The 25,884-nt window shown below is 54.0% G+C and carries 26 protein-coding genes and 4 pseudogenes; 21 read left to right on the top strand and 9 right to left on the bottom strand.

Features of this window, described 5'->3' with window-relative positions; genetic code table 11:
• Positions 1-370: 370 nt before the first annotated feature.
• Complete coding sequence (gene recF / locus OSC10802_RS0132815) at positions 371-1,498, top strand: DNA replication/repair protein RecF (protein WP_017721002.1); 1,128 nt, start codon at positions 371-373, stop codon at positions 1,496-1,498.
• 247 nt (positions 1,499-1,745) lie between these two features.
• On the opposite strand, the gene OSC10802_RS0132810 is transcribed toward recF, so the two are convergent.
• Positions 1,746-2,243, bottom strand: coding sequence for a DUF3172 domain-containing protein (locus tag OSC10802_RS0132810; RefSeq protein ID WP_017721001.1), 498 nt, complete (start codon positions 2,241-2,243; stop codon positions 1,746-1,748).
• 412 nt (positions 2,244-2,655) lie between these two features.
• Between OSC10802_RS0132810 and OSC10802_RS0132805 the strand changes: the two genes are divergently transcribed.
• From OSC10802_RS0132805 to OSC10802_RS0132800, 3 genes are all read left to right on the top strand, one after another.
• Positions 2,656-3,684 carry a CHAD domain-containing protein gene (locus OSC10802_RS0132805; protein ID WP_017721000.1) on the top strand — a complete coding sequence of 343 codons (1,029 nt, stop codon included), beginning with the start codon at positions 2,656-2,658 and terminating at the stop codon, positions 3,682-3,684.
• A 262-nt stretch (positions 3,685-3,946) separates the two neighbouring features.
• Positions 3,947-4,090: a hypothetical protein gene (locus tag OSC10802_RS53585; RefSeq protein WP_198525339.1), complete on the top strand. Its 144-nt coding sequence runs from the start codon at positions 3,947-3,949 to the stop codon at positions 4,088-4,090.
• Between the two features lie 97 nt (positions 4,091-4,187).
• Positions 4,188-4,832, top strand: a complete 645-nt coding sequence (locus OSC10802_RS0132800) for a Crp/Fnr family transcriptional regulator (protein WP_026099021.1) — start codon at positions 4,188-4,190, stop codon at positions 4,830-4,832.
• Between the two features lie 162 nt (positions 4,833-4,994).
• On the opposite strand, the gene OSC10802_RS0132795 is transcribed toward OSC10802_RS0132800, so the two are convergent.
• Positions 4,995-5,876 carry a GUN4 domain-containing protein gene (locus tag OSC10802_RS0132795; protein ID WP_017720998.1) on the bottom strand — a complete coding sequence of 294 codons (882 nt, stop codon included), beginning with the start codon at positions 5,874-5,876 and terminating at the stop codon, positions 4,995-4,997.
• A gap of 310 nt (positions 5,877-6,186) precedes the next feature.
• Between OSC10802_RS0132795 and OSC10802_RS48215 the strand changes: the two are divergent.
• The 14 genes and pseudogenes from OSC10802_RS48215 to OSC10802_RS48200 all read left to right on the top strand — a co-directional run bounded on the left by OSC10802_RS48215 (position 6,187) and on the right by OSC10802_RS48200 (position 17,309).
• Positions 6,187-7,494, top strand: a pseudogene (locus tag OSC10802_RS48215) (IS701 family transposase).
• Positions 7,495-7,678: 184 nt separating this feature from the next.
• Positions 7,679-7,852 (top strand): hypothetical protein, encoded by a 174-nt coding sequence (locus tag OSC10802_RS51840; protein ID WP_017720993.1) that lies wholly within the window; start codon positions 7,679-7,681, stop codon positions 7,850-7,852.
• Positions 7,853-8,198: 346 nt separating this feature from the next.
• Positions 8,199-8,825 (top strand): FeoB small GTPase domain-containing protein, encoded by a 627-nt coding sequence (locus OSC10802_RS0132760; protein WP_017720992.1) that lies wholly within the window; start codon positions 8,199-8,201, stop codon positions 8,823-8,825.
• Positions 8,791-10,254: a nucleoside recognition domain-containing protein gene (locus OSC10802_RS0132755; protein WP_017720991.1), complete on the top strand. Its 1,464-nt coding sequence runs from the start codon at positions 8,791-8,793 to the stop codon at positions 10,252-10,254. Before OSC10802_RS0132760 ends, OSC10802_RS0132755 begins: the two co-directional genes overlap by 35 nt.
• Positions 10,255-10,476, top strand: coding sequence for a FeoA family protein (locus tag OSC10802_RS0132750; protein WP_017720990.1), 222 nt, complete (start codon positions 10,255-10,257; stop codon positions 10,474-10,476). It abuts the gene before it with no gap.
• Positions 10,477-10,782: 306 nt separating this feature from the next.
• A pseudogene (locus OSC10802_RS55145) lies at positions 10,783-11,106 on the top strand (P-type ATPase actuator domain-containing protein); the annotation flags it as partial.
• 265 nt (positions 11,107-11,371) lie between these two features.
• Positions 11,372-11,941 (top strand): HAD-IC family P-type ATPase, encoded by a 570-nt coding sequence (locus tag OSC10802_RS55140; protein WP_232731867.1) that lies wholly within the window; start codon positions 11,372-11,374, stop codon positions 11,939-11,941.
• A gap of 258 nt (positions 11,942-12,199) precedes the next feature.
• Positions 12,200-13,345: an MprF family protein gene (locus tag OSC10802_RS0132735; RefSeq protein ID WP_017720989.1), complete on the top strand. Its 1,146-nt coding sequence runs from the start codon at positions 12,200-12,202 to the stop codon at positions 13,343-13,345.
• A 47-nt stretch (positions 13,346-13,392) separates the two neighbouring features.
• Complete coding sequence (locus OSC10802_RS0132730) at positions 13,393-14,343, top strand: alpha/beta hydrolase (RefSeq protein ID WP_017720988.1); 951 nt, start codon at positions 13,393-13,395, stop codon at positions 14,341-14,343.
• Between the two features lie 365 nt (positions 14,344-14,708).
• A complete protein-coding gene (locus OSC10802_RS42955) occupies positions 14,709-15,425 on the top strand; it encodes a ShlB/FhaC/HecB family hemolysin secretion/activation protein (protein WP_017720987.1) in 717 nt (238 codons plus the stop codon).
• A gap of 191 nt (positions 15,426-15,616) precedes the next feature.
• A pseudogene (locus OSC10802_RS56860) lies at positions 15,617-15,865 on the top strand (two-partner secretion domain-containing protein); the annotation flags it as partial.
• A gap of 147 nt (positions 15,866-16,012) precedes the next feature.
• Positions 16,013-16,342 carry a hypothetical protein gene (locus OSC10802_RS55125; RefSeq protein WP_017720986.1) on the top strand — a complete coding sequence of 110 codons (330 nt, stop codon included), beginning with the start codon at positions 16,013-16,015 and terminating at the stop codon, positions 16,340-16,342.
• Positions 16,343-16,434: 92 nt separating this feature from the next.
• The gene (locus tag OSC10802_RS51830; protein ID WP_017720985.1) at positions 16,435-16,776 is read left to right on the top strand and encodes an S-layer family protein; all 342 of its coding nucleotides are present in this window, start codon (positions 16,435-16,437) and stop codon (positions 16,774-16,776) included.
• A gap of 119 nt (positions 16,777-16,895) precedes the next feature.
• On the top strand, positions 16,896-17,309 hold the full coding sequence (locus tag OSC10802_RS48200; RefSeq protein ID WP_198525338.1) for a tetratricopeptide repeat protein: 414 nt from the start codon (positions 16,896-16,898) through the stop codon (positions 17,307-17,309).
• 150 nt (positions 17,310-17,459) lie between these two features.
• On the opposite strand, the gene OSC10802_RS0132705 is transcribed toward OSC10802_RS48200, so the two are convergent.
• Positions 17,460-17,978, bottom strand: a complete 519-nt coding sequence (locus OSC10802_RS0132705) for a hypothetical protein (protein WP_017720983.1) — start codon at positions 17,976-17,978, stop codon at positions 17,460-17,462.
• A 133-nt stretch (positions 17,979-18,111) separates the two neighbouring features.
• Complete coding sequence (locus tag OSC10802_RS0132700; protein ID WP_017720982.1) at positions 18,112-18,669, bottom strand: peroxiredoxin; 558 nt, start codon at positions 18,667-18,669, stop codon at positions 18,112-18,114.
• Between the two features lie 142 nt (positions 18,670-18,811).
• Between OSC10802_RS0132700 and OSC10802_RS42950 the strand changes: the two genes are divergently transcribed.
• Entirely contained in the window at positions 18,812-20,797 is a 1,986-nt protein-coding gene (locus OSC10802_RS42950; RefSeq protein ID WP_017720980.1) for an nSTAND1 domain-containing NTPase, read from the top strand.
• 509 nt (positions 20,798-21,306) lie between these two features.
• Here OSC10802_RS42950 and OSC10802_RS0132685 read toward each other — a convergent pair.
• The 5 genes and pseudogenes from OSC10802_RS0132685 to OSC10802_RS0132670 all read right to left on the bottom strand — a co-directional run bounded on the left by OSC10802_RS0132685 (position 21,307) and on the right by OSC10802_RS0132670 (position 24,369).
• Positions 21,307-22,530 (bottom strand): hypothetical protein, encoded by a 1,224-nt coding sequence (locus OSC10802_RS0132685; protein WP_017720979.1) that lies wholly within the window; start codon positions 22,528-22,530, stop codon positions 21,307-21,309.
• Positions 22,531-22,651: 121 nt separating this feature from the next.
• Positions 22,652-23,203: pseudogene (locus tag OSC10802_RS42945) on the bottom strand (calcium-binding protein); the annotation flags it as partial.
• A gap of 49 nt (positions 23,204-23,252) precedes the next feature.
• Positions 23,253-23,447: a calcium-binding protein gene (locus OSC10802_RS56855; RefSeq protein WP_255349219.1), complete on the bottom strand. Its 195-nt coding sequence runs from the start codon at positions 23,445-23,447 to the stop codon at positions 23,253-23,255.
• Between the two features lie 66 nt (positions 23,448-23,513).
• Positions 23,514-23,699: a hypothetical protein gene (locus OSC10802_RS0132675; RefSeq protein ID WP_017720977.1), complete on the bottom strand. Its 186-nt coding sequence runs from the start codon at positions 23,697-23,699 to the stop codon at positions 23,514-23,516.
• Positions 23,700-23,778: 79 nt separating this feature from the next.
• Entirely contained in the window at positions 23,779-24,369 is a 591-nt protein-coding gene (locus OSC10802_RS0132670) for an SBBP repeat-containing protein (protein ID WP_082218453.1), read from the bottom strand.
• Between the two features lie 109 nt (positions 24,370-24,478).
• On the opposite strand from OSC10802_RS0132670, the gene OSC10802_RS0132665 reads away from it, so the two are divergent.
• Both OSC10802_RS0132665 and OSC10802_RS0132660 read left to right on the top strand, forming a co-directional pair.
• Positions 24,479-25,186, top strand: a complete 708-nt coding sequence (locus OSC10802_RS0132665; protein WP_017720975.1) for a response regulator — start codon at positions 24,479-24,481, stop codon at positions 25,184-25,186.
• 221 nt (positions 25,187-25,407) lie between these two features.
• Positions 25,408-25,773, top strand: a complete 366-nt coding sequence (locus tag OSC10802_RS0132660) for a four helix bundle protein (protein ID WP_017720974.1) — start codon at positions 25,408-25,410, stop codon at positions 25,771-25,773.
• The last annotated feature ends 111 nt before the right edge of the window (positions 25,774-25,884 follow it).

The following is a 25,884-nucleotide window of genomic DNA, read 5'->3' as shown; positions in this document are numbered from 1 at the left end:
TGTTAGGTGTTAGATGTTAGGCATTGGGTGCTAGACTGGAAACCTAAAACTTCTTCCCCTAACCCCTAAGCCCTAACCCCTAAGCTCTAACCCCTAAGCCCTAACCCCTAAAACCTAACCCCTAACCCCTAACCCCTGTTCCAGCAGGAAAGCGCACGCTCACTGCGAACGCCACTCGATCTCATTTAATAAAATCCGATAAAATAGTTATTACAAGTTCCGCCTTGAAGACAGGTTTTATAAAATGCTTTCTTCCGGAAAGAATAAATGTCGCCCTGGGCGGCAGAATAGCCCGGACAGCTGGGTGCCCAATGCCCCATGCCCCACTCCCGCCGCCATGCCCCATGCCCCATGCCCCATGCCCTAACCCATGTATCTCAAAACACTGCATCTGCGACAGTTTCGCAACTACCGAGAACAGCAGGTTGAGTTTTTAGCGAGCAAAACGATTTTGGTGGGCGACAACGCACAGGGGAAATCGAATCTGCTGGAAGCGGTGGCGCTGTTGGCGACGCTGAAAAGCCACCGCACGGCACGCGATCGCGACCTGATCCGGGAGGGAGAAGCAGCCGGCAGCCTCGCCGCCACCCTGGCCCGAGAGACAGGGCCGGTGGAGCTGGCCATAACCCTGCGCAGCAACTCCCGCCGCACCTGCGCTGTCAATGGCTCGTGCGTGCGCCGCCAGCTGGACTTTTTGGGCATCTTGAATGCGGTGCAGTTCTCCAGTCTGGACTTGGATCTGGTGCGCGGCGGGCCCGAAACCCGGCGCAACTGGCTGGACGCTCTGGTGGTGCAGCTCGAGCCGGTCTACGCTCACTATTTGCATCAATACCAGCAAGTTTTGCGCCAGCGCAACGCGCTGTTAAAAAGAATCCAGAAGTCAGAAGCCTCCCGTGAGAGTGCGGAATTGGCTCTCTGGGACGCCCAGCTGGCAGTCGCCGGCTCCCGGGTGACGCGGCGGCGGTCGCGGGCCATCGAGCGGCTGGCCCCCCTGGCGAGTGTCTGGCACCTGCTGATCAGCGGTCGGACAGAGAGACTGGAAATTAGGTACGCGCCCCATATCGGAGCGGTTTGTGAGCTGCCGGTGCGCGACAGTCCGGAAAAGGTGCGGCACGCTTTTCTGGAGCAAATCCGGCAAAAAGCGATTGCGGAACTGCACCAGGGCACCAGCTTGGTCGGGCCACACCGAGACGAAATTGAGCTGACGATTAACGGCACGCCGGCAAGGGCGTATGGCTCTCAGGGACAGCAGCGGACTCTGGTTCTGGCGCTCAAGCTGGCTGAGTTAAAGCTGATCGAAGAAGTGGTGGGGGAACCCCCCCTGCTGCTGCTCGATGATGTTTTGGCTGAGCTGGACCCCCACCGGCAGCACCAGTTGCTGGACGCGATTCAGGAGCGGTTTCAAACCCTGATCACCACCACTCACTTGGGGTCTTTTGAGGGAGGATGGTTGAAACAGTCCCAGATTCTCTCTGTTTCTGGCGGGAAAATAGTATAATTTACGGTGACTTGTGTTCTCTAGCGCGTCTATAGCAATAGACAGCTCAGTCATGGACAAGGCATCTCACTTAGTAGTGGGGATAGGGACAGGCGAGACGCCTGTCCTACGTCTGAACCTATGCCGCATTTGATGAGCGCCGGCTGACAGCCGGCAGAGCCGACTTTCAGGCGTTCCCAGGCTCCGCCTGGGAACGAGAGTGTGCGCCATGCGCCATGCGCCATGCGCCATGCGCCATGCCCGCCCCTTAGAATTTGTCGGTTTCTGGTGCGGGCGCTGCAGCACCGGGCTGGTTGAGGAAGAAGTTTTTGGCGGCTTCATTCTGGTAAATGCAGCTGATTTGGGGCGATCCCTCCAGAGTGCCGGTGAAGCCAAAGGTATTCATGCGATTTTTACAGTCGCGCACTTCGTCGGATTTGATCAGCCCTCTTTGCTCGAGAATGGCCCAGTTATTCGTGCGCAGCACGCAGCCCGGTCGCATGCTGGGCTGAGCGACATAGACATTAAACGGATTGAGGGTCATAAAGATGCGGGCGTCCATAACGACGGCGCTGGCTCCATACTGGATGCACAGTTCAGGATTTGGGGCGCTGCGGTCAATGACTTCGCGGGAGGCGACGTTTTCGGGGCTGAGGTTGGCTGTGGAGCTAAAGGCAATGCCAATGCCAACGCCCAACACAAAGGTGCCGCCAAACAGTGCCAGGGATGTGTAATTAAAACCGGAATCGCTAGGTTTGCGTCTCATGGTGGGTGAGTGGGCTCGGTGAGTCTTGGGGGAGAGTCAGGATCTCAGTCAGAGAATTGTAATGGCTCTATTGAGATCCTGGCGCGTCAGGCGCTTTGCCGGCAACTTAGGTATCCCGCCCGCTCCCGATTCAGGCCAAGAGCGGTGTCCCTGGAAAATCAGCGGTGCCGCCCTCAAAGCTGAAAATAGAAAGTTATGCTATAATAAGGTGTCTCGCACAGGCCGGAAGGCAAGCTCAAGGGTTGAGCGTTGCCTATTTGGGGGATGAACCCCACCCCCCAACCCCCTCCCCGCGTGCGGGGAGGGGGAGAAAGAGGTGGAGGTTTTGATGAAGGTAATTTGGTGAAATCATCTTTCAAATCTGCAACGCCCTCGATTGCGCTAGAGCTAACGTTTGGAGATAGCAGCGGTTATGAAAGAATCTGAAGTCCCCAAAGCCGAGAGCTTAGGAGAGTGGGCTTATCTGGCAATTGAGAAACATTTTGAGAAAACTCTCAAGCACGAAGCCGATGTCCTCAAAGACCGAGATCCGGAAGCGCTGCACCAAATGCGCGTGGGGATGCGCCGGCTGCGCTCGGCGGTGACGGGTTTCGCACCGGCACTGGAGTTGCCAAAAGCCGCCGGTGAGAGCAAAATTGCGAAAATCGCCCGCCGGCTGGGGGCGCTGCGAGATTTGGACGTGATGCTGGAAGCTCTGGAGCGCCGGTACAGACCCAGTTTGCCCCCGGAAGAGCACGAAGAGCTGGACACGGCGCTAGAGCGGCTGGCCAAACAGCGGCGCGAGGCTTTCTCACACGTGCGAGAAACCCTGCACGCCCAACCGTATAAGAAGCTGAAGCAGGCTTTGAAAGAGTGGCTGAAAAAGCCAGTATATCAGGAAATCGCTCAGCTGCCGATTCAGGATGCGCTGCCGGACCTACTGCTCCCACAAGTGAGCCGGCTGTTTCTGGAGCCGGGCTGGCTGGTGGGGGTGAGAGTATTTGAGGCCGAAATTCCCCTGTCTGAGGAGTTGAAGCTGAAAGCTGTTGAGGAAATTTTAGCCTCAAGGGGACCGCTCGCGCACAGCCTGCGCAAGCAAGTGAAGCGCGTGCGCTACCAAATGAGCCTGTTTAACCGGCTCTATGGCCCTAGCTATGCGGCTTGGGTGGAAGAGATGAAGGAGATCCAAGAAGTCTTGGGGGAAATTCAAGACAGTCTGGTTTTGGCAGAGGTGCTGGGGGATGTGCTGGGTGAGGAAATTGACACCGCCCTGCCGGCTCTGGCCCAAAAGCTGGCCCAAACCCGCTGCGAGGCGTGGCAAAAGTGGCAGCCCCTGCAGCAGCGCTATCTGAGTCGGGAAACGCGGCGGGCTTTGCGCTGTGAATTACTCCTGCCGCTGGAGGTGTCGGCCAACGGTCAAGTGCCGGCAGTGGCTGAGCCTGCAGATGGGGCAATGAATTAAAGATGGAAAATTAAAAATTTTTAAAGGGAATTTTTCGTTCCTTGTTTTGTGCCGGCTGGGCAATTTTTTAGTGGCTGCGGTTTATATACCGTTTTTCATATTATAGCAATATTCATTTAGGTTCAGACACGCTCGTCGGAATGATCGCCTATCCTACCAAATTCCGACGTAGGGCAGGCGTCTCGCCTGCCCTAACTAATATGACTGCTGCTATAGTGAGTTACTGAGAAACCCGGTTTCTTTAAGAAACCGGGTTTCTGGGGTGTACTCCATCCCACTGAAAACCGCTATAAATCGCCGGTGTGGCGAGCGAGAGATTGCCGGTGCGCCGGTCCGTGCCGGTGTTCTGGAGGCTTTCTGGCAGGCAAGCCGGCGGTCACGGTTCAAGGCTGTCTGGAAAATTTAGTGTGCCGCTAATCAAAGGATTACCTGGATTTTACCTGGGCTGTTTAAATTGGGGGCGAGGTTTTCAAACCAGTGTTTCCTGGCTGGGATTTACAGGCATGGTCCCCACTTCCAGAGCGATTCTAGAAACAGAGGCGCAGGACGCTAGCGTTGAGCGCAGCTTGCACTACTATTCCAAGGGGGAACCGATTCCCACGAAGTCCCAAGGCGTCTGGCAGGTTTGTAAAGGTCTGGTGCAGCTGAGCACTCTCTATCCGAGTGGTGAAGAGAGGTTGCTGGGTTGGGTTGGGCCTTCGATGTGCTTTGGCCCGTGGCTAACGTTCTTGCACATTTACCAGGCTAGGGCACTGTCAGATGTGTATTTGATGTGGTTTTCTGTGGGCGAGATAGAAGCTTCCCCCGAACTGTCTCACCAGCTTCTGCCGCAACTGAACCGCCGGCTGCGGCAAATGGAAGCGCTGCTTGCGATTTCAGGACTGCGACGGGTGGAGGATCGCTTGCACCAGCTGCTGGTGCTCCTAAAACAGGAAATTGGCCAGCCGGTGGCGGGAGGAACTCGCCTGAACGTTCGGCTGACGCACCAGGATCTTGCCAGCGCCATCAGCACCAGCCGGGTTACTGTGACGCGACTCTTCGGACAGTTAAAGCAGCAAGGGCTGATTGCTATTGACTCCAAGCGCCACATCATCTTGAAAGATGCCGGTTTTGCCGGTGCGGCTTGCCCTGGGGTGCTGCGTGCGTGAAGCTTTTGGCTCTCAGGATGCTGGAACGAAATAAACGGAACATCAAGCAACGGTGGTGAGAAACCCGGTTTTTGAAAGAAACCGGGTTTCTGGTGCGCAGGTTTCTTGGGTTTCTGGCAACTGCTGCCCGGGCCGTCAGGTTAAGATTCGGTTAAGACCGGTTTAAAATTCGCATAACTCGGCAAACTGGGGGAATTCTTTGCCCCGGACAAGACCTATTGTAACAGGCAAATGGCCGGCGGGAGGGTTTTCAAAGTTGGGTGCCATTCCAGATTTGTATTCCAGTCTCCTAGTTTGCCAGTTCAGCTCTCTGTCCACAAGCAGGGTAAAACTGTCACCTTGCAGGCGTCCCCATTCAATTTTGTCATACAGCTTTTGCCAGCTTTGCCCCTGCTCCCTGTAGATGATTTGCTGGGCGCTGAAGCCCAACTTACCGTCACTCGCTTCTCGCCAAAGACTGTCAATTTTTTTGAGTTCGTCGCAAGGAAAGTTTTCCAGCTCTTTGTAGTCAATATACCCCCTCTGATGGGACTTATCTCCTGCCAGTTTCAAGAGCAATTCATAGGTTTCTCCGTCAGCTGGTTTCCAATTTCTTACGGTTAAATAGTCTTGCAATGTGCTATACTCTAAACCGGCAGGTGCGGGAGTGGCGGGAGAAGGCTTTGCCATACCGGCCTGGCTTCCGGCTGGTGGGACGGGAGAGGGTTGCTGAGAGAAGAACTTGAATGAGATGGGTAAAGACATCGTGGCCAGAAAAAGACATATAAGGACGGCGAGCTCTAGGTTTTTCCACCGCCTCCCTCGTTGAGAGTCGCTTCTCAGTGCAGTTTCGGATTCGCCGCTTTTATTTTCTGGCCAATAAGTTTCTAAATTTTCCGCTCTATCTTCCCGATTTGTAGAAGCTAAATGAAGGTAAGCCTCAATGGCTTCACGCACTAAATATTCTATAATCTTAATGAGAAAGTGCAGGGCAATCATCACCAGCATCAGGCTGAAAATTGCGACCAGCAGGTAAACAAATATTGCATTGGCTGACAAATCCATAATTTTTTTTACATGACAGGGAGTAGAAGGCCGTTGCGCGTTCCATCCCAATCGTATCAGAGGTTTGCGGACGGCGCTGCTCGGTGATGACCGGCTGGCCCGCGCGGCGGGTTGGGCCACAACCCGGGAGTCCCAGCTGTAGCGCCCCCCTGCTAGCCCAACACTTCTGGCCAAGGCCGGCTGGAGCGCTCTCCGGCGAGCCGGCGGAGAAAACTCTATTTCTTTACTCTTGTTTGTAATTGTTTATCCCTCTTTTGTCACTTTGGAAAGAGTATAATAAGAGAAGAGCGTTCAAACCCTTGTGCTGCATATGGTTAAGCCCCGAGCTGCCCGACCGACCGTCAATTTTATCGATGAGTATTGCGCCCCCTACAGAGATATCTTTCCAGAAGTTAGAAGCTTTGAAGCTTTTAAGCTACTTCACCTCGGAATGATTTCAGACATGAAACGCAAAACTTTACCAGCTATAGCCAAAATCTCTGGCCTTGAGAACGAACAATCTTTGCATTTTTGACTCAATCACCTTGGAGAATTACCCAGCTAAAAGCCCGAAGAATTGAATTAATATTAAAGGCGCTTCGGGGGCGAAAAATTATTTGAATCATTGACGAAACCGGCAGCCCCAAAAAAGGAACTAAGACGGATTATGTAAGCCGGCAGTACATTGGCCAATTAGGGAAAGTTGAAAACGGTCTAGTGGCTGGCTTATGGATTAATCGACGGCATAACTTTCCCCCTAATTTTTGAAGTGTACAAGCCGAGAAAGCGCCTCCAACCAGGAGATGTCTACAAAAGCCAGCCAGAAATAACTGTTGAATTGCTCCATCAGTTAAGAGAGATGGGATTTGAAATAGAGAGAGTGCTAGCTGACAGCTTGTATGGAGAAAGCAACAGCAGATTTATCGCCGCCTTAGAAGAGATGAATCTTCCTTGTGGCAATTAGAAGTAATCACGGAGTCTGGCTCCCTCCCGAGCAAAGCGTTACAGCGTCTCAGTGGAAAAAATTTAAGCGAGTTTTTGCCGATGGCCGTCAAGAAATTAGATTCATTAGAGAATGGAGATTTGGCCAAAGAAGAGAGCGGCGTTACTGGGAGATAACTACGGATAAAAAAACGCTTCCGTCAAATTCTACTTGGTATGTGATGACGAGAATTCCTGGCCTCACTTACCGTGAGGTTGGCAATTTTTATGGGAGCCGTACTTGGATAGACTATGGGTTCAAAGAAAGCAAAAATGAACTGGGCTGGGCGGATTTTTGCCTCACATGAGGGCATTGAAAAATGGTGGAAAAGAGAGCGCCTATTTAATGGTCAGTCTTTATGCTGCCTCTAGTCAAAAAGGGTCGAGGTTTTGCCTGAATACCCAAAGTCCTGTTCACCAAAGATTTCCTCAACATCAGCAATGGGACGAAAAAGAAGGCTGGAAATATCTTTTGAACAATCTGCGCTTAATTCTTCTCCCTCTAGTCTGTTTTAATCTTATCAAGCCTTGGTTAAAGGTTTTCCCTATCCCTCAGTTAACTTTAGGCTTGACTCGCTTAATTTCTCTAATGAATTTCTTTCCACTGGCCATTTCCGTAAACGGCCAGCAGTGGCAATATTACTTTTCCTCTGCCTAGAGTGACAAAAGAGGGATAGAATTCGGTGGCGGCACACAAGGCCACAGCAGCTCGCAGCCAGAGCCAGCCACTCCATGTATCAGGACTGAGGCCTCTACAGAGAGTAAGGCAGTTCACTCAAAAAGCCTACATATAGAGTCATTACCCGACTGACGGCAGTCCTGTGTGTATTGCGATCCTCCGGATGCTTACTGTTGAGGGGGTGACACAGGACAGCCTGTTTTCCAGCTTCCGGGGCGGTTCTGATGCCACCGGCACAAATTTGTCTGGGGAACGCCTCAAAGGTGTGGCCGGCCCGCTGATGGCCACTTTCCCAGTGCTGCCCCACCGGCACTCTTTGGCTATAACCCCCTATTAATTCGCCAACAAACCCATATTCTTTAAGCATTTATAAAATTTTTCACTTAGGTTAAGACAGTAAGATCGGAGGGAACGCCTCTCCTACGCCTTTTATCCCAGGCCCCTGATATCTTAAGCAATATGACTGCTGCTAGAATGCCCAGCGTGTGTGAAAAACCTACACTTGTAAGCGCCCCCCATTCCCCAAGTCTTGGGCCAGCCAGCGAAAATTTAAAGATTGTTAAAAATACTTCTCAATAAGCACCCGCATGGTAATTTTAAAAAAAGCCGTTTAGATGAAAGAGGGTTGAACAACCAAAATCTTGTTTTAATCACCGGCTTCCACTCAATACCGGAGAAATGGTATGGAATGTCACAAATGCGCCGCCACCTGCCACAGCCGCACCGGCACAAAACAGGGCGGCTTGTTGAAATGGTTTAGGAAAGCGGAAGAAGCGCCGGGGACAAAACCGGCAAAAATTCCCCAGATTGCTTTAGTCGGGACGCCCAACGTGGGAAAAAGCGTGCTATTTAATGCCCTGACCGGCACCTATGTGACGGTTTCCAACTATCCGGGCACCACGGTGGAAGTCTCGCGGGGACAGGCGCGGATCGGCGACCGCCTTTTTGCGGTAGTGGACACGCCAGGAATGTATTCCTTGCTACCCATTACCGAAGAAGAAAAAGTGGCCAGAGACTTGCTGCTGGCTGAACCCGTGGATTTGGTGATTCACGTCCTGGATGCCAAAAATCTGGGGCGGATGCTGCCCCTGACATTTCAGTTGATTGAAGCGGGTTTGCCGGTGCTTCTCGCCGTCAACATGATCGACGAAGCTGAAAAGCTGGGCATCCAGATTCACCGGGATCACCTGGAAAAAGAACTGGGGGTGCCGGTGGTGACACTAGCAGCGGCGCTGAATTGGGGCGTTAAGGAATTAAAAGAAAGGATATGTGAGTATGTCAAATCTGATTGCTTATCCAGCTCCCATTGAGGAAGCGCTCGCCAAAATAGAGGCGGTGCTGTCGGGGGATTACGAATTGTCCCTCTCGAAAAATTATCCCCTGTCCAAGCGCAGCGTTGCCTTGCTGCTGCTGCAAAAAGACCCGGCTTTCTGGTCAGAAGCGCAGCAGCACGAACCCCAATTCAAGGAAATTGAAGCCGCGATTGCCGGCGCTCAAAACCAACTGGAGGAACCCCTGAGCGCTGCCATCGCCAGCGCCCGCCAGCAACTCGCCTGGACTGTCGAGAAAAGCGCCCTCAGCGAGCCGGCTGAAGAGAAAAAGCCCTTCGCCGAAAAGCTGCACCAGCTCACGGTCAATCCGGTAACAGGCTTCCCCATCCTAGTCCTGATTCTCTATTACGGAGTCTATAAATTTGTCGGCGAGTTCGGTGCCGGCACGGTGGTGGATTTCATTGAAACCTTCTTTGAAGAAAACATCAACCCAGCTGTCAACACCCTGACCGCCCAAATTTTCCCCTGGGAGCCGGTTCAGGACTTAATTGCTAACGAGTACGGCATCATCACCCTGGGGATTCGCTACGCCACTGCCATCGTGCTGCCGGTGGTCGCCACCTTCTTTTTGATGTTCTCCTTGTTAGAAGATAGCGGCTACCTGCCCAGACTGTCCCTGATGCTCGACCGGCTGTTCAAATCCATCGGTCTTTCCGGGCGCGCCGTCATCCCAATGGTGCTGGGACTCGGCTGCGACACAATGGCCACAATGGTCACCCGCACCCTGGAAACCAAACGAGAGCGGATTATCGCCACCTTTCTCCTGTCCCTCGCCGTGCCCTGCGCCGCCCAGTGGGGCGTTATCCTGGGACTTCTGGCCCAAAAGCCCGCCGCACTCCTGATTTGGGGCGGCTTTATTACCGCGATTTTCCTGACCGTTGGCTATTTAACCGCGCAGCTGCTTCCCGGAAAACAAGCCGGCTTCTACATGGAAATCCCGCCCTTGCGGTTTCCCAAGCTGAAAAATATTTTCATTAAAACCTGGGTGAGGATGAAGTGGTATTTCATCGAAATCCTGCCCCTGTTCATCTGGGCGTCGGTTTTTATCTGGATCGGGCGGCTGACCGGCTTGTTTGATATAATCATCAGAGCCCTCGAACCGGTAGCCTTGGCTCTGGGACTGCCCAAAGAAGCAGCGCCCATATTCTTGTACGGTTTCTTCAGACGGGACTACGGCGCAGCTGGACTGTTCGACATGCAGCAGCAAGGGCTGTTTACCGGCAACCAACTGGTCGTTGCCGCAGTCGTCCTCACCCTGTTCCTTCCCTGCATCGCCCAATTCCAAATGATGCTCAAAGAGCGGGGCCCTAAAATCAGCTGGGCCATGATTGCCTTTATATTTCCTTTCGCTTTCTTGATGGGATACGTGATGAATGTTCTTTTGACAGTTTCGGGAGTGAGTTTCTAAATGATTGCCCTAAGTGCGGTGAAAACTGGAGAGAGCGGCACAGTCGCTGACTTGCGGACAAAAGATGAAGCCATCATCCGGAAATTGATGGCGATGGGTGTAATACCGGGAATTCCCATTACCTTAGAACAGCAGTTCCCTTCTTACATCATCAAAGTGGGCCGAACCCGGGCTGCTATTGACCGGGAAATCGCGCAGAGCATTTATGTGAAGATGAAATAAACCGCCATAGACGCGCCAGCGGCTTCCCGTAGGGTAGACGCCAAGATCGCCAAGGTAAACTAAGAAAAGAGAGTTCTGTGGGTCAGGGAGCCGGTGGAACTCTCTTATTGTCCTGGCGTTAGTCCTCTGAAGTTCGTATCTCACAGACTAACCCGCAGGGAGGGCAAGGTTCATCCTGGAAACAATCAGGGGAAGAATCAGGGTAAGTTTATTGGGAAAAATGCAAACGCCTGAAGGCGAAAAAAACGGTGCCGCGCTGTTAACGTGACTTCTGTTCAGGGGAATTTTCTGACACCGGCACTGGTGATGACTTTGCACGAAATTGGGGATATAATTCGCGAGCGCACAGCGAGATCGTCTCGCCTGCAAGCGCTAGATTTGCTCGACGCTCTGGCGCACTTCGCCTCGGTGGAGCGCGACGGGCAAAAACAGCAAGTGCCGGTGGGGGAGGTGAAAGTTGGGGATATCGTTATTGTTTATCCGGGGGAACAAATTCCTGTTGATGGCGAAGTGCTGCGGGGGAAAGCGCTGATAGATCAGCAGAAACTCACCGGCGAGTCAGTGCCGGTGGTGCGAGAGGCGGGACAAACTGTTTTCGCTTCCACGCTCGTGCGCGAAGGAGAAATTTATATCAAAGCGCAGCGAGTGGGAGCCGACACCCGTGCCGGTGCGAGCATTAAACTCGTAGAGGAGGCTCCCGTCTACGACACGCGCATGGAAAACTACGCCGCAAAAATAGCAGATAAAGCGATTGTGCCGGCTTTGCTGCTGTCGGGGGGCGTTTGGGCGGCTACCGGCAGCCCAGCGAGAGCAGCTTCTATTCTCACACCCAAACTGTCCGATTTCGGCCAGCTCTTCGCTGATTTTTGTCGCCTGCAACGGCGAATTCCAAGGCGTGCTGCAGCACACAGATCCCCTGCGAAAAGAAAGCCGGTCGGTTATCGAAAAACTGCTAGCCGAGTTCGGCATGGAAATTCACCTGCTGACTGGAGACTGCCAGAAAAAAGCTTTCGCTGTAGCCAACGATCTTGGGGTTCCCTTGAAAGCAGTTTGCGCCGAAGCGTTTCCCGAAAAAAAGGCAGAGATTGTGCGGAAGTTGCATGATGCCGGCAAAAAAGTGGCATTCACCGGCGACGGATTGAATGATTCCGTAGCGCTGGCGTATGCGGATGTTTCCATCTCTTTTGGCAGCGGTTCCGAGGTGGCCCGAGAGACGGCGGATGTGGTGCTGATGAATAATGATTTGAGCGGTTTGCTGCAAGCGATTGCCATTGCCAAGCAAACCGTGCGTGTGGTTCAGCAGAATACGGTTCTGGCAGTGGCTCCCAATTTGGCCGGTTTGGGGCTGGCTTCCACAGTGGGGCTGCACCCCCTGGTGGCGACAGCGGTGCACAATGGCTCGGCGATTGCTGCGGGCTTAAACGGTTTGCGCCCCCTGGCGTCCCATCACTGGGAGAGGGCATAGGGCATTGGGCATAGGGCATTGGGCGATGGGGCATTTTCGAGGCATGGATTTTGGATTGATTGTTGTGCCCCATGTCCCATGTCCCATGCCCCATGCCTCATGTCCCATGCCCCATGTCCCATGCCCATTTTTCTGTCACAACATATCCATCTCTTTGACGAATGGCTGACACACGAGTTTCCTAAGCTATCAATCACAAGGCTAAGCCGAACCCGGAATTGAGCCTTGGTTCAGCAGTAAACCTCCGAGGAGGCTTTTATGACCGCCATTTCCGGCACGATAACTCGCCGCAGCCGCTCTTTGATTCGTTGGAAAAGTCGCTTTAGTGAAACCGCACCGGCCAATTGGGCCGTTGAACTCGCCCCAGCGCCGAAGCCCGACTCACACTCTTTTCAGTACATTCAGAGAATTGTGAGCAGCTATGGCTATAACTCGACGAGCTATTTGGCGCTGGAATCTGATAAGAAACACTTTTTTCACAGTGCAGTGGCGGGCGTGACCGCCTGTGCCGAATTTAATAAAGTGGTGATTGCTGCCGGCGAGCCGATCTGCCCGCGAAACGAACTGGCAGCGGCTATTGATGAATTTATGGCATTTAGCAACCGGCACGATCTTCAGCCGATATTTTTTGAAGTCACAGAGCCGGTGGTGCCGGTATTGCAGTCGCGGGGATTTCGGTTTCTCAAGTTGGGAGAAGAACCTTTTTTTGAGCTAGACCGGTTCACGCTCAAGGGCAACAAAATGGCTAACGTCCGCTCGTCGGGAAATACGGCACGCAACCGGGGCGTAACGGTACGGGAATATCACCCCGGCGGCGCGGATGCGGGGCTAATTAATCCGCAGTTGGAGGCGATTTCGCAGGAGTGGTTGCAGACGCGAGGGATCGGCGAACTGTCTTTCACTCTCGGAACCCTGTCGCTAGACAGACCGGGGAACCGGCGCTATTTTATAGCGGAACAGAATAGCCGAGTTGTTGCCTTCGTAACTTACACGCCGGTGTGCGCCCGCCAGGGGGTATATTTGGACTTGATGCGCCGGTCAGACAGTGCGCCCACCGGCACGATGGATTTGCTGCTGAGCGAGTCTTTCTTGCTGCTGAAGTCATCGGGCGTCAAACTGGCTACGATGGGAATGTCGCCGCTCTCTAATGTTAAGGAGTCGGAGGTGGATCAGTCAGAAAAGCTGGCTTGGCTCTTGCACGAGTTTTCCGTGCGCGGCGACTCGGTTTACCACTTCAAACACCTGCACGACTTCAAGCGCAAATTTCAGCCACACTTTTGGGAGTCGAAATATTTGGCTTACCGGCATTTGGGAGTTCGCGAACTGGATGCTATCTTGCAAGCATTGCTGCGCCAGAGTCTCGGCGGCTTGATTTGGTGGGCGCTGAACCAACCGATTTTTTGAAAGTCTAAAAGGTTGTAGGTTGAAGATTGAAGGTTAAAGGTTGAACGATGAAATCCAAACGACTGTGGGTGATAGGGGCGGCTTTTAGCCTGCTGCTAGCGGGTTCGGGTTACTGGTATGTGGCTATTGCCGGTGCGCCCCAGCTGGATGGTCCGCAAGCTGAGGGAAACACCACCTTGAGCTACCAGATGGCTAGTTACAGCAGCCAAGCAATGGGTGGCGTCCGCACCTATGGCGTTTCCTTACCTCCCGGTTACGCCGCACACCCCGACCAGCACTACCCCGTAATTTTTCTGCTCCACGGCGGACACGGCTACCCGACAGACTGGTTTAAAAAAGCAGCCGCGCTCTCGACAATCCAGCAACTTTACGCCGCCGGCAAATTACCGCCCAGCATCATTATTACTCCGGATGGCAATGACCGGCGCGGCTCCAGTCCCTTTTTTGACCCGCAGTATATTGATGGGCCAAATGGCAAAGTGGCGACTGCAATTGGGGAGGAACTGGTGAAAGTGGTGCGGAGCCGGTATCGCACCCTGCCGGCACCGGATTTCTGGGCAATTGGCGGACTGTCTTCTGGCGGCTGGGGTGCGGTGAATATTGGATTGCACCACCCCAATAATTTCTCGGTTCTCTTCAGTCACAGCGGCTATTTTAACGATACCAGCGGGGCGCATAACAGTCCCGCCGTCTATATTTCCAAACTTCCCGAACAGACCCTAAACCGGCTGCGCATCTACCTGGATGCCGGTAAGGAAGAAGAGCGGTTTCTCCAGGAAAGCCGGCAGTTTAACCAAGTTCTAGAAGATTTGAACGTCAGCCATGTTTTTAATGAGTTTGCCGGCGGTCACGGCTTAGTGGGCTCTGACTCAGGATGGAATTACTGGCACCGGCACCTGGCGGACTCCCTCTCTTATGTCGGCGAGCAATTCCAGCAGGCTGAACAGGCAAAAGCGCCTGCAGCGCCGGCACGCCAGATCACTGTGCGGGCAAAGTAATACCAATTTTCCATGCCCAGATTTTCTATTTTGGATGGGGCATGGGGCATGGGGCATTGAGCATTGGGCATTGGGTTAATTATCTACTTCTCTCCTAAAACCTAAGCCCTACCTCCTAACCTTAGGTCTTAGGTTTTAAGTTTTACCTCTTAGAGGTATATAGCAGGTCTAAATTATTGGATAAATCCTCTCTCTTTTCTTTCCTTGGCGCTCTACCCTGCGGGAAGCCGTATGCCGTAGGCGCTTTGCGCCGTGCGCTCTTAGCGCAAGGCATTCCCGTAGGGTGCCGCGCGTCTATGGCGTCTTGGCGGTTAATCTAGCAATAGACAGCTCAGTAACAGGAACCAGGCGGCTCAACCCCAATTATGTGCGCAGCCGGCTGGAAGTCGCCACCCAAAACGGTAATTCAAACTCCCACAAGAGAGCTAGCCCTGGGTTTAACCGCTTCTCGCCAGGAAAGTGAGACGGAACTGCTGGGGGAGGGATTTCCCCTGTCTGCCGGTGCGGACAGAGATGGGCGCACTCGCATCTCAGCCCTGCGGTTTTTTCAGGACTACACGCAGCGCAGCCGGCAGCAAGTTTTTGCCCTTCGCTCGCAAGTTAGTGTGGGAATTGGCGCTTTTGATGCTACTATTAATAATAGCTACCCCGACAGCCGGTTTTTCTCGTGGCGGGGACAAGCGCAGTATGTGCGCCTTCTCGCTCCTGACACGTTGCTGCTGCTCCGTTCCGACGTGCAGCTGGCAACCGAAACCCTGGTGCCTTTAGAGCAATTTGGCTTAGGCGGTTTGCGCAGCGTGCGGGGATACCGGCAAGACGATCTCCTAACGGATTTGGGCGCTTTTGTTTCGGCAGAAGTGCAGCTGCCGGTTTGGCGATCGCCAGAGGTTAAAGGTGTTTTGCACGCCGTTCCGTTTGTTGATTTTGGCTGCGGCACGAACCTGGGAGCCACCCCCGATCCAGACCCCAACACTCTCCTGGGTGTGGGCGTTGGGTTGCAGTGGCAAATGGGGGAGAATTTTACGGCGCGTCTTGATTATAGCATTCCTCTGATTGATAGTGAGTCGAGAGACAGGACATAGCAAGAAAAGGGTTTCTATTTTTCCATCAATTCCAATCCATTTTAGCAGGGTGCGTTCCCTGTGGTTTCCCGGCGATTGGAAATCGCGGCTGCACAAACAAAGCCCGCCTGCGCGGGCTATTGATCCTGGCTTCCAGGCGGGTTCTGGGAGCGAGAAGTCTCGCCCTGGGGAGTTTGTGCTGTGCGTTCGGGATGCCACCGGCAAGAGCGCAGCTCGTTCCCGACAGCACCCTCGGAGCATAAAATTCCGCCGTCACCCCCAACATCAATATTAATGGCATTCCCAGTCACCGGATAGATGCCGGCGCGACAAGAGGGGCGAACCTTTTTCACAGCTTTCGGGAATTCAACATCGGGGAAGGGCGAGGAGTCTATTTCACAAATCCCAGCGGTATTGAGAATATTCTAACGCGCGTCACGGGGGGGAACCCATCTAATGTCAGCATTCAAACAGCGCGGCTGACTGCTCGCGATGGGGGGCAAGTCGTCAATTCGACCTTTGGAGCCGGCAGTGCGGGAGAGCTAACTGTTAACGCAGATGAAGTCGAATTAATTGGGCGCTCTGCTGACAGCACTCAGCCCAGCGGCTTGCTGGCGCGAGTCGAAGAAACAGCCACCGGCAATGGGGGCAATTTGCAGATAAACGCCCGCCGGTTAAGCGTAGGAGATGGGGCGCGAGTTTCCGTAGCCTCCAGAGGACAGCAAGGAATGCCCGGCGATATCACACTGCAAACGAGAGACATACAGTTGCGGGATGGAGTTATATCCGCAACGGCTATCTTTGGAGCGGCAAAAGGCAATATCAATATTGCCACAGAAACAATCGTCCTTTTGCGGCAGATCGGAGTCCTGACTGACACCCAAGATCCTCAGGGTGGGAGCAATATCTTAATCGCGCCCCACCCGGAAAAAATTTAGTCTTATTTCAGTCTCCAGACAGTATAATAAACGCCAGTGGGCAACTCAGAATTCAAGGCAATATTCAATTCTCCAGTCCTGATGTTCCCCAAGTGGAAGTCGTCGATCCAGCAGAGCAGATTGCCCAAAACCCCTGCACGCGAGGTGAGGGGAGCGAATTTACCATCACCGGCTCCGGCGGCTTGCCCCCCAGCCCCAACGACGCCCTCAGCAGTGACGCCGTTCGCGCCGGTTTAGTCGAGCCTGCTCCCTTCCAGAGCACCGGCTCTCAAGCAGCAGATCGCCCCCCAATTTCCCACACCCAATTTCCCAATCCCATTGTGCCGGCTCGCGGATGGGCATTCAACAGCAAAGGCGAGGTAATTCTCACCGCTTACGACTCCACCTGCTCCCTCCCACAGCGCTCCCAGCCCAAGCCGGCGGGCTGCCGGTAAGTTTGGATTTTCTCGTTCCCAGGCTCCGCCTGGGAACGAGGATTCAGAGGCTCCGCCTCCCCCTACTTTCTCGTTCCCAGACAATGATGCCCAATTCCCCATGCCCAGTAAGATTTTTATTGACAGGAGACACCAAATCTGGTAGAGAAATCAACCAGATGGTGCCGGCAATTGCCGGCTCTTTTACCAAGAGACAGCTGGCTTGCAGCTGTGAAAAAAGCTGTGACAAAAATGGCAATGCCCTGTTCCTGCTGGAGCGCTATGAGGGGGCGCTAGCACCCTATGATAAAGCACTGCAATTACAGCCAAATGACCCAAAGACCTTAATTAACAAAGGCAAAGTTTTGTATCAGCTCGGTCGCTCGGAAGAGGCGCTGGAGGCTCACGAACAGGCGATTAAAAGCGAACCCCGTAATGCCGCTGCCTGGAATGGGAAAGGGATGGCGCTCATCGGGATGGGGCGCTGGGAAGACGCTTTGGCCGCTTTTGACAGGGCGCGTGAGATCCAACCTCAAGATCCGGCAGTAGCTTAAGTTGACACCAATGGCACGGATACCCGCCCCTACCGCCTGGGAACGCCCCTCGGTCGGCTCTGCCTCCTTCCCACAATAAGCATATTAAAAGCGTAACAGTTTATCAACTTTTCTCCTAAAACCTAAAACCTAACCCCTAATCCCTAACCCCTAAACCTGTTCGTCACGCCGGCGCACCGGCGGGCGAATTGACTCTCGCCCCACCATCATCATGCCGGCAACCCCCAAGCAGACAAACCAAATATACTGATACCAATATTCCCTCACCCGCTCCATCCAGCTCAGTTCTGGGTGCAGGCTGCCGATATATACTAGGAGCAGCACCATCGCCAGCCCCCCGAAACCGATAAAAGTCAGGCCGACTTGAATGCGAGCCGGCTGTAGCTCCTCATCCCCGATTGCCCCCCGGTCAATTTTGGCCAGTTCCGAGAGAAAAGCCAGCACCCGCTCTCGCAGTGCCGGCGTCTCGGCTGCGATGCACTCCTCCAGCGCCGGTGTCTCCCCTGCGCCAAAGTCCGCGCCCGAAACGGCTGGAGCGCTGGTGACATCGAGCCCGGAGAGCGCCCGATCCGCATCCTGCAGCAGATCCAAAGATTCGCGAGCCGGTGGGAAGGCAAATTCAAGGCGTTCTGGAGTGGCCTCGGACTTAGGTTGAGGTTCAAAATTCATATAGGATTGTAAATGTGTAATTAATACTTTCTATTGCAGTCTGGTGAGGGGCTTGTGGCGGGGGCGGCAGCAATCACCTGCGCCCCGCGCCCTGTGCCCTGTGCGAGCGTGACAAACGATCTCTAGATGGCTATTATGAAGCAGAAGCCTGCAATTCGTCGAGGCGAGCCAGAACCTCGACGCTGTGAATCGCCGGTCTTACGCCCAGAAACCTCTCGCGGAGGATGCCATTAGGGTCGATAATAAACGTATGGCGCATCGAGAGGTAGCCCAGCCAAGAGCCATAAGCCTTGCTGACGCTGCCATCCGTATCCGCGAGCAGCGGGAATTTCAGACCTTCGGAGTCACAGAATTCGGCGTGGGAATCCACATCGTCAGCGCTGACGCCTAGGATTTTAGCGTTGCGGGCCAGATATTTTGGCAAATCTTGCTGAAACCGGCGAGCTTCTAGGGTGCAGCCAGAGGTGAAGTCTTTTGGATAAAAATACAGAACCACCCATGTCCCTTTAAAGTCAGAAAGTGAAATTAAGCCTTTCCCGGTATTGGTCGGCAGGGTGAATGCGGGTGCCGGTTGATTCAGGGGAGGCAGCTGACCTCCAAGGGCAGTGGCGGCTGGGGTGCAATTGAGCCAAGTCAGGAATGCCAGACCGCAGGCAACTAGAACGCTGAAGAAACTGCGACGTGAGATCATGGTGAAAACCGAACACTCTACTTCAGACAAGTTTACAATTAGGGGAGAAACTCTCGTTAAAATGCACCTGGGGTTCCTCGCGCGGCGGCAAAGTGGAACTTTTGTCGCGCTTATTGCCACGAAAAGCCAATGAGGGGTAGCTATGACGCGGTATGCGTTAGTCGTTGGGATTGCGGATTATGACAGTTTGCCCAGTCTGATAAAGCCCACCCGCGATGCCGAAGCGGTGGCGCAGAGACTGGAAAAGCACGGTGACTTTAGAGTCGAGCGCTTTCCCAAGCGCTGGAATCCCGACAAGGACTGCTATGAGGTGGCGCAGGAGCGGCTGACCGGCAGACAGCTCGGGCAAGGACTGCGAGAGTTTCTGCAAAAGCAAGCCACCGGGAGTGACGCACTCATCTATTTTGGCGGGCACGGCATTACGATTACAGACGAGCTCGGGCAGCAGAAGGGGTATCTAGCCGCTTCAGACTGCACGATCGTCATGGAGGGCAAGCAGATTGTCGGGCAGCAGAACGGGGTGGCCCTGGACAGTCTCAATTGCTTAATCTCTCAAGCTGACCTCAACAGTTTGGTGGTCCTGCTCGATTGCTGCCACGCGGAGTATTTTTTAGAGAGCAATTCAATCAGGCAAATCCTGTCTGCCTTTACCTACAAGCCAGACTGCCATTTGATTGCAGCTTGTCGCAGCTTTGAATTTGCTGATCAAGGCGGACGATATGGCTGGGGGCACAGCGCCTTCACCACAGCCCTGCTGGAAGGACTCCTGCCAGCAAATGCCGGCAGCGATGGGCAAGTTAGGGTAGATGAGCTGTTTGCTTTCATTTCCAGGAAACCAGAGGAAAAAGAGTTGCGCAGAAATCGGGGTGACAGCGAACGCCCTATCTGGATGGGTTCCGGCAACTCCCTGACTTTGGTCAGCTATCCGCCCAAACAGACTCCGCCAAAAGCCGGCGTTCCCTGTCCTTACCGGGGGTTGCTGCCCTTTGAGCCGGCTTTCGCCCGCTTCTTCTTCGGGCGCAAGCCGGTCATCCAGACTCTGCGGCAAAAGCTGGAGGAGGGCAATTTTGTGCTGGCCATCGGGGCTGCCGGCAGTGGCAAGTCTTCCGCAGTCAGCGCCGGCTTGATTCCTTTGCTGGAAGCGAGCCGGTGGCGAGTCCTAAACCCGATTTTGCCTGGAAGCGAGCCGCTGGCGGAGCTCAAGCGCGCCTTAGCCGCCCTAGTGCCGGCAAAACACGCCCGAGAGCTTGACGAGCTCATCGACTCTGCGCCTGACCTCCAGCCGGTCATTCAACTCCTGCCCGGATCGGAGCGCGTCTTGCTCGTCGCAGACCAGTTTGAAGAAGTGTTTGCCGGTTGCTCCCCACCGGCAGACCGGCACCGCTTCATCGAACTCTTAACCCGGATTTCCCAAATTCCCTCGCGCCGGCTAGCCACTGTCATCCTCCTGCGGGCAGATTTTCTACAACCCTGCTTGGACTATCCATTGCTGGCAGAGCTGATTCAAGAGCGCGCCGTTTACATCCCCACTTTAGCTGGAGTTGGTTTGCAGCAGGCGATCGCTGACCCCGCTTCCCTGAGTGGCTTCCCCCTGGAAACCGGCTTGCTGGAAGCTATCTTGCAAGATGTCAGCCAGCAGAAGGCCGGCTTGTCGGAGCTGCAATTTGCCCTCACCCAACTCTGGCACCAGCGCGACCGGCAAACCTGCCAGCTGACCTTGGCCAAGTACCGGCAGCTGGGAGGCGTCAGCTCGGCGCTCAGCCGGCACGCGGAACAGCTGTACAGCAGCTTCCAGCCCCAGCAGCAAGATTGGGCCAAGCAAATCTTCTTGCAGCTGGTGCGGGAAAGCGCGGGCATTCACAAAGTGCGCCAGCGCCAGCCCAAATCCAAGCTGCTGGCGATTGCCGGTGAGGGTGCCGGTGAAAGGCTGGCCCTCAGTGAGATTCTGGACCGGCTGGTTGCGGAAGGGCTGCTGGCGACCGGTCAGTCCGCAAGCGGAGAAGTCTGGGTGGGGCTAGCCGGTGTGGCCTTGATGGACGGCTGGGAGCGGTTTGCCCAGTGGCGTCAGGAATACCGGTGCCTGCAGCTGTGCGGCGGTGCCGGTGAGCTTGTGGCCGCTCCAGAGTAATGTGCAGTTTGCCACTGAGTGAGGCGCACACATTCGAGTGAGTCAGGCGTGAGCTATAGCGGATCTCTCGTTCCCAGGCAGAGCCTGGGAGCGCAATCTGGAGGCTCTGCCTCCTTTCAATGGAAAAGTAGGTTATAGCGCTAGCCACTAAGGCTAGGACATTAGAGCTTGAGGTTGAAGGGAACGCCTGCCCTGCGCCTCTCCTACGAATATAAGGCGTAGGACAGGCGTCCCGCCTGTCCTTTGTGTCCTAATCTAAGTGAATACTGCTAGAAAAGCCTAACACCTTATCTGCATCTCACTCAATTGGAATCTGCGCTGGCGCGTTTCTATTTGACTTATGAGAGCCTAGAAACCCGGTGAGCCCAGGGGCGCGTCCCGCCACGCTCCCTTCCGGGTTTTTCGCCCCCAGAGATTTCACAAATCATTTATAGCAGCAGCCACTTAGATTAGGACATTAGACCTTGAGGCTCGGCGGACGCCGTACCTACGTCTATAACCAATCGCACTTAACCGAGGAAAATCGTACCTGTACCCTCAGCAACCCCTAGACTAAAAAGGGCGCTCTGAACCTGAGTCAGCGGCGCTGTAACTCCTTCCACCACAGCCACTAAGTCCCTGGTAGAACCGTTTCTGTAGATAGCCAAATTGCTGCCACTCACTTCTTGCGTGAAGTCATTAATAGTGCCGGCCACCTCGATGACATCGACTCCCCGCTCGAAGTTGCGGATCAGAGCGTAGTCGCTGTTTCCCTGACCCAAATATAGCTGTACCGCATTAGGCGTTGAAGGAGTGATGTAAGCGGCGGTAGAGTAATTGTCAGGGCCACTCGCACCGATGAGAGTGTCAATTTCTCCTGTCCCAGTTCCGATGACTGCGGTATCGTAAGGATCGGCACTGATCACTTCATAGGGAGTCGCGTACAGGTATCGCGCCTGACCAAAGCCCTCAATCCTGTCATTCCCCGTCGTGCCAACGAATGTGGCAACCCGATTTTCATATTGGCCATAACGGACAAAGTGTTCGTAGCCATACTTGAATAGGCCCCGATCCACTGCCGCCCTGACATCTGGATTTGATGCTAGGTAATCCTTCTCAGAGAAATTATTAACAGCGCCCAGATAGAAAGTACCGCCCCCTGTGGGATCGCCAATCAAAGGTCTATCGACCTGAGTCAGCGGCGCTGTCACCCCTTCCAGCACGGCCACTAAGTCTCTGGAGCTTTTCTGATAAATCAAGAGATTTCCGTTTGTTACCTCTTGCGTGTAGTCCGCCGGCGTCCCCGCTAGCTCAAGGCTATCTTCGGCAAATCCAAAATTTGTAATCAGAGCGTAGTCGCTGTTCCCCTGACCCACATAAAACTGTACGGCAGTGGGAGTTGAGGCAGACGTATACGCTGCCAGCGCATAATGATCTGTACCGTCCGCACCCACAAGGGTGTCTCTTTCGCCCGTCCCCGTCCCGATTACAGCGTAATCGTAAGGGTCGTCGCTGACTAATTCGTAAGAAGTTGGGTAAAAATATCGAGCTTCGCCAAACCCGCGAATTAGGTCATTTCCCGCCGTGCCGGTGAAGGTGGTAACGCGATTCTCAAATTGTCCAAATTGTATTAAGTGCGCGAGTCCGGACTCAAAATCGCCGCGCTGGACTGCCTCCCTTACATCAGGATTTAAGGCCAAATAATCCCCTTCATCGAAGAAGGGATAAAGTTCGCTATAGGTAAGTTCAGCCATTCCTTAGACACCCTTGACTGATTTGTTTTCCGCACTCATTACTCCTTAGCATACACCAAGAAAAGCCGCTTGTGATGCCCTATCCCTCACTTATATAAAAATATGAACAATAATTCTTTTTCTATAACCAAGGCTTATAGATAGGGTTTTTCAGTTGGATAATTATATCCCTGCCTTTGCCTTTTGTCAAGATAAAGGTGTCGCTGCCGGTGCCGCCGGTGCCGCCGGTGAGGGTGTCGCTGCCGAAATCGCCGCAGAGGACATCGTCGCCATTGCTGCCGGTGATACTGTCACTGTATTTGGGGTTGCCACCGTGCGGGGTGTCATTGCCCTCACCCCCATCCAGGGTATGAGCGCCCTGATTGCCATTGAGCAAGTCATTGCCCTGTGCGCCATTGAGGCTATCATTGTCCAGGTTGCCAAAGAGGATATCAAACCCATTGCTGCCGAGCACGGTGTCCGCGTCTTTGCCACCACAGAGGGTATCGCCGCCCTCTCCCCCATCAAGCAGATCCCCGCCCTGAGTGCCATTGAGCAAGTCATTGCCCTCGCCGCCACTGAGACTATCATTGCCGAGGTTGCCCCATAGCACATCAAAACCACTCCTGCCAAACAGGGTGTCACTGTCTTTCCCCCCGCACAGGGTATCGTCGCTTTCCCCTCCATCTAGGGAATTCTAGCAATATTCACTTAGGTTCGGACACGCTCGTCGGAATGATCGCCTATCCTAGCCGGTTCCGACGTAGGGCAGGCGTCTCACCTGCCCTAACCAATATGACTGCTGCTATAGCGCCCATATTGCCGGAAAGCAAATCATTGCCGTTTCCGCCACTGAGGGTGTCGCTGCCACCGTTGCCCAGGAGGGGATCCGCGCCGCCGGTGCCGGTGAGGGTATTGTCACCGGCATTTCCAGTTATAGTCTTGCCGCCTGTACTGTCATCATTGAGGAGTGTGTTTGGATTTGGCAGTATGCTGCTGGGCGATCAGCGAAGGGGGGTTGTGCCGGCACCCTCTGGTATGCTGCCAGTATCGCCGGAAAGCGTAGAAGTATCCCTGTCTGCTGTCAGGGTGTCGCCAGCCGTATCGCCGGGAAAGGTTGTGCCAGCATCTTCTGTCAGGGTGTCGCCAACCGTATCGCCGGGAAGGGTTGTGCCGGCATCTTCTGTCATGGTTTGGGGATGAAAGCGGATTTAATTGACGAGTCATTCAACGAAAGAATTGGAGCAAAAAAGGTATAGCAGTATGCACTTAGGTTAGAACATCAGACCTTCTGGCTCGGCGGACGCCTCCCCTACGTCTATATAGCAGTAAGCATTTAGGAAACCTACATTCCGGCCTCCCTTGCTCCCCCGCTGCCGAAGCTTCTATTGTTCTCACCAATATGACTGCTGCTATACCATCAATATCGAACTGCCTCACCCACAGCAGGGTGGCGGTGCTGTCGTACTTAGCGGCGAATACTTTTTTTGCACTCCCGTTATTGCTGCCCCACAAATTGCCTGTGGTGTAGCCTGTCCCGTAAACATTGCCAGCGCTATCGACGAAAAAGCCAGAAAAGCTTTGATCGCCGGCACTCCCCAACTGCTTCGCCCACAGCAGGGTGCCGTTGCTGTCATACTGGGCGACAAAGCCGTCCTCTCCCCCGGCACTGCTGCCAGCCAAATTGCCTTTGGTAAATCCCGTCACCCAGACATTGCCAGCGCTATCCGCAGCCACCTGCGTCGGTCTTTCATCACCGCCACTCACCAAGTGCCTACACTTGTAAGATGGGGGGATGGGGGGATGGGGGAGAGAGGAATTGCGGTTCGGGCTGTAGGACTTAACCGGACTTAATCTCAAAAAGCGGCAGTTTCGCCGGCTTTAGCGGTAAACTAGCCCCTAGCCTGTAGCGCCAAGATGAGTGAAGCCATATCTCACTCAGCCGTCAGAGAGGGGGACAGTTGGTGAAATGGAGATTTTGATAGTTGAGGACGAACCGGAAATCGCGCGGCTGATCCAGCACACGCTGGAAGCAGAAGGGTTTCGCTGCCGGTGCTGCCGGGATGGGCTGAGTGCGCTGCAAGTGTTTCGGGAACAGCCACCGGACTTAATCGTGCTGGATTTAATGCTCCCCGGTTTGGACGGGTTGGAAGTGTGCGCCCGCATCCGCCAAAAACCGGGCCCGAAAGACCCGTATATTCTGATGCTGACGGCGAAGGGCGAGGAAATTGACCGGGTGATTGGCTTGTCCACCGGCGCTGACGACTATATGGTCAAACCCTTCAGCCCCAGGGAATTGGTGGCTCGGGTGCGGGCGCTGTTGCGGCGCAGCTTGCGGCAAGGTGGCCAGCAGCAGCTTTACCGCACGCCACATTTCACAGTAGATATAGACCAGCACACCGCCAGCCGCCACCTGAGCGCCGGTGAGTCAGAAACGCTCGACTTGACGGCACTGGAATTTAATCTTTTGGCAACATTTGTCAGCCATCCGGGGCGCGTTTGGAGTCGAGCGCAGCTGATTGACAAACTGTGGGGGGATGACTTTTTTGGGGATGAGCGAGTGGTTGACACTCATGTTGCCCGGCTGCGGAAAAAAGTTGAGCCTGACCCGGGGAATCCTACTTTTATTAAGACGGCAATCGGCATTGGATACAAGTTTGAAGATGCAGCGATATAATAGGGCATGGGGCATGGCGCATAGGGCATGGCGCATAGGGCATAGCGCATCGGGCATGGCGCATAGGGCATGGCGCATAGGGCATGGCGCATGGGGCATGGCGCATGGGGCATGGCGCATGGGGAAGATTTTCAGCTTTTGCCCCATGCCCAATGCCCAATTCCCAATGCCCAATGCTTATGGGGGATGGGGGATGAGACATTAGGAGTTGAGAGGGCAATATGGGAAGACCTGATTTTGAAAATTTGCATGTTTACCAATTAGCTGAGAAGATGGCGAATGAGATTTGGCGTATTGTCAAGCAATGGAACGAGTTTGCTAAAGATACTATCGGGAAGCAAATTGTTCGCGCAGCAGATAGCGTCTGCGCCAATATTGCCGAAGGACGGGGGCGATATAATGGCCCAGAGAATAAACGCTTTGTCAAGATTGCTAGAGGCTCTTTATACGAAACAATAAACTGGTTGAGACTCGCCTACGCTCGACAGCTATTGACAATTGAACAGGTAGCCACACTCAAACCAATTATTTATGAACTGACCCCCAAGCTTAATGCTTACTTAAAATCAATAGGCAATAGAGAATAGGAGAGCATAGCGCATGGAGCGTGGGGCATGGGGTATAGCGCATGGGACATGGCGCATGGGGCATGGGGCGTGGGGAAGATTTTCAGTAATGCCCAATGCCCAATGCCCAAT

This window comes from Kamptonema formosum PCC 10802 (assembly GCF_000332335.1).
Classification (GTDB): Bacteria; Cyanobacteriota; Cyanobacteriia; order Cyanobacteriales; family Oscillatoriaceae; genus Oscillatoria.
The sequence above is the reverse complement of the archived record's forward strand: the minus strand, read 5'-3'. Positions and strand labels throughout refer to the sequence as shown.

Bases quoted from the DNA above. Each gene is read 5' to 3' on its own strand.
- recF (WP_017721002.1), top strand. From the start codon at position 371: ATGTATCTCAAAACACTGCATCTGCGACAGTTTCGCAACTACCGAGAA.
- OSC10802_RS0132810 (WP_017721001.1), bottom strand. From the start codon at position 2,243: ATGAGACGCAAACCTAGCGATTCCGGTTTTAATTACACATCCCTGGCA.
- OSC10802_RS0132805 (WP_017721000.1), top strand. From the start codon at position 2,656: ATGAAAGAATCTGAAGTCCCCAAAGCCGAGAGCTTAGGAGAGTGGGCT.
- OSC10802_RS0132800 (WP_026099021.1), top strand. From the start codon at position 4,188: ATGGTCCCCACTTCCAGAGCGATTCTAGAAACAGAGGCGCAGGACGCT.
- OSC10802_RS0132795 (WP_017720998.1), bottom strand. From the start codon at position 5,876: ATGGATTTGTCAGCCAATGCAATATTTGTTTACCTGCTGGTCGCAATT.
- OSC10802_RS51840 (WP_017720993.1), top strand. From the start codon at position 7,679: ATGCTTACTGTTGAGGGGGTGACACAGGACAGCCTGTTTTCCAGCTTC.
- OSC10802_RS0132760 (WP_017720992.1), top strand. From the start codon at position 8,199: ATGGAATGTCACAAATGCGCCGCCACCTGCCACAGCCGCACCGGCACA.
- OSC10802_RS0132755 (WP_017720991.1), top strand. From the start codon at position 8,791: ATGTCAAATCTGATTGCTTATCCAGCTCCCATTGAGGAAGCGCTCGCC.
- OSC10802_RS0132750 (WP_017720990.1), top strand. From the start codon at position 10,255: ATGATTGCCCTAAGTGCGGTGAAAACTGGAGAGAGCGGCACAGTCGCT.
- OSC10802_RS0132735 (WP_017720989.1), top strand. From the start codon at position 12,200: ATGACCGCCATTTCCGGCACGATAACTCGCCGCAGCCGCTCTTTGATT.
- OSC10802_RS0132730 (WP_017720988.1), top strand. From the start codon at position 13,393: ATGAAATCCAAACGACTGTGGGTGATAGGGGCGGCTTTTAGCCTGCTG.
- OSC10802_RS42955 (WP_017720987.1), top strand. From the start codon at position 14,709: ATGTGCGCAGCCGGCTGGAAGTCGCCACCCAAAACGGTAATTCAAACT.
- OSC10802_RS0132705 (WP_017720983.1), bottom strand. From the start codon at position 17,978: ATGAATTTTGAACCTCAACCTAAGTCCGAGGCCACTCCAGAACGCCTT.
- OSC10802_RS0132700 (WP_017720982.1), bottom strand. From the start codon at position 18,669: ATGATCTCACGTCGCAGTTTCTTCAGCGTTCTAGTTGCCTGCGGTCTG.
- OSC10802_RS42950 (WP_017720980.1), top strand. From the start codon at position 18,812: ATGACGCGGTATGCGTTAGTCGTTGGGATTGCGGATTATGACAGTTTG.
- OSC10802_RS0132685 (WP_017720979.1), bottom strand. From the start codon at position 22,530: ATGGCTGAACTTACCTATAGCGAACTTTATCCCTTCTTCGATGAAGGG.
- OSC10802_RS0132675 (WP_017720977.1), bottom strand. From the start codon at position 23,699: ATGACAGAAGATGCCGGCACAACCCTTCCCGGCGATACGGTTGGCGAC.
- OSC10802_RS0132665 (WP_017720975.1), top strand. From the start codon at position 24,479: ATGGAGATTTTGATAGTTGAGGACGAACCGGAAATCGCGCGGCTGATC.
- OSC10802_RS0132660 (WP_017720974.1), top strand. From the start codon at position 25,408: ATGGGAAGACCTGATTTTGAAAATTTGCATGTTTACCAATTAGCTGAG.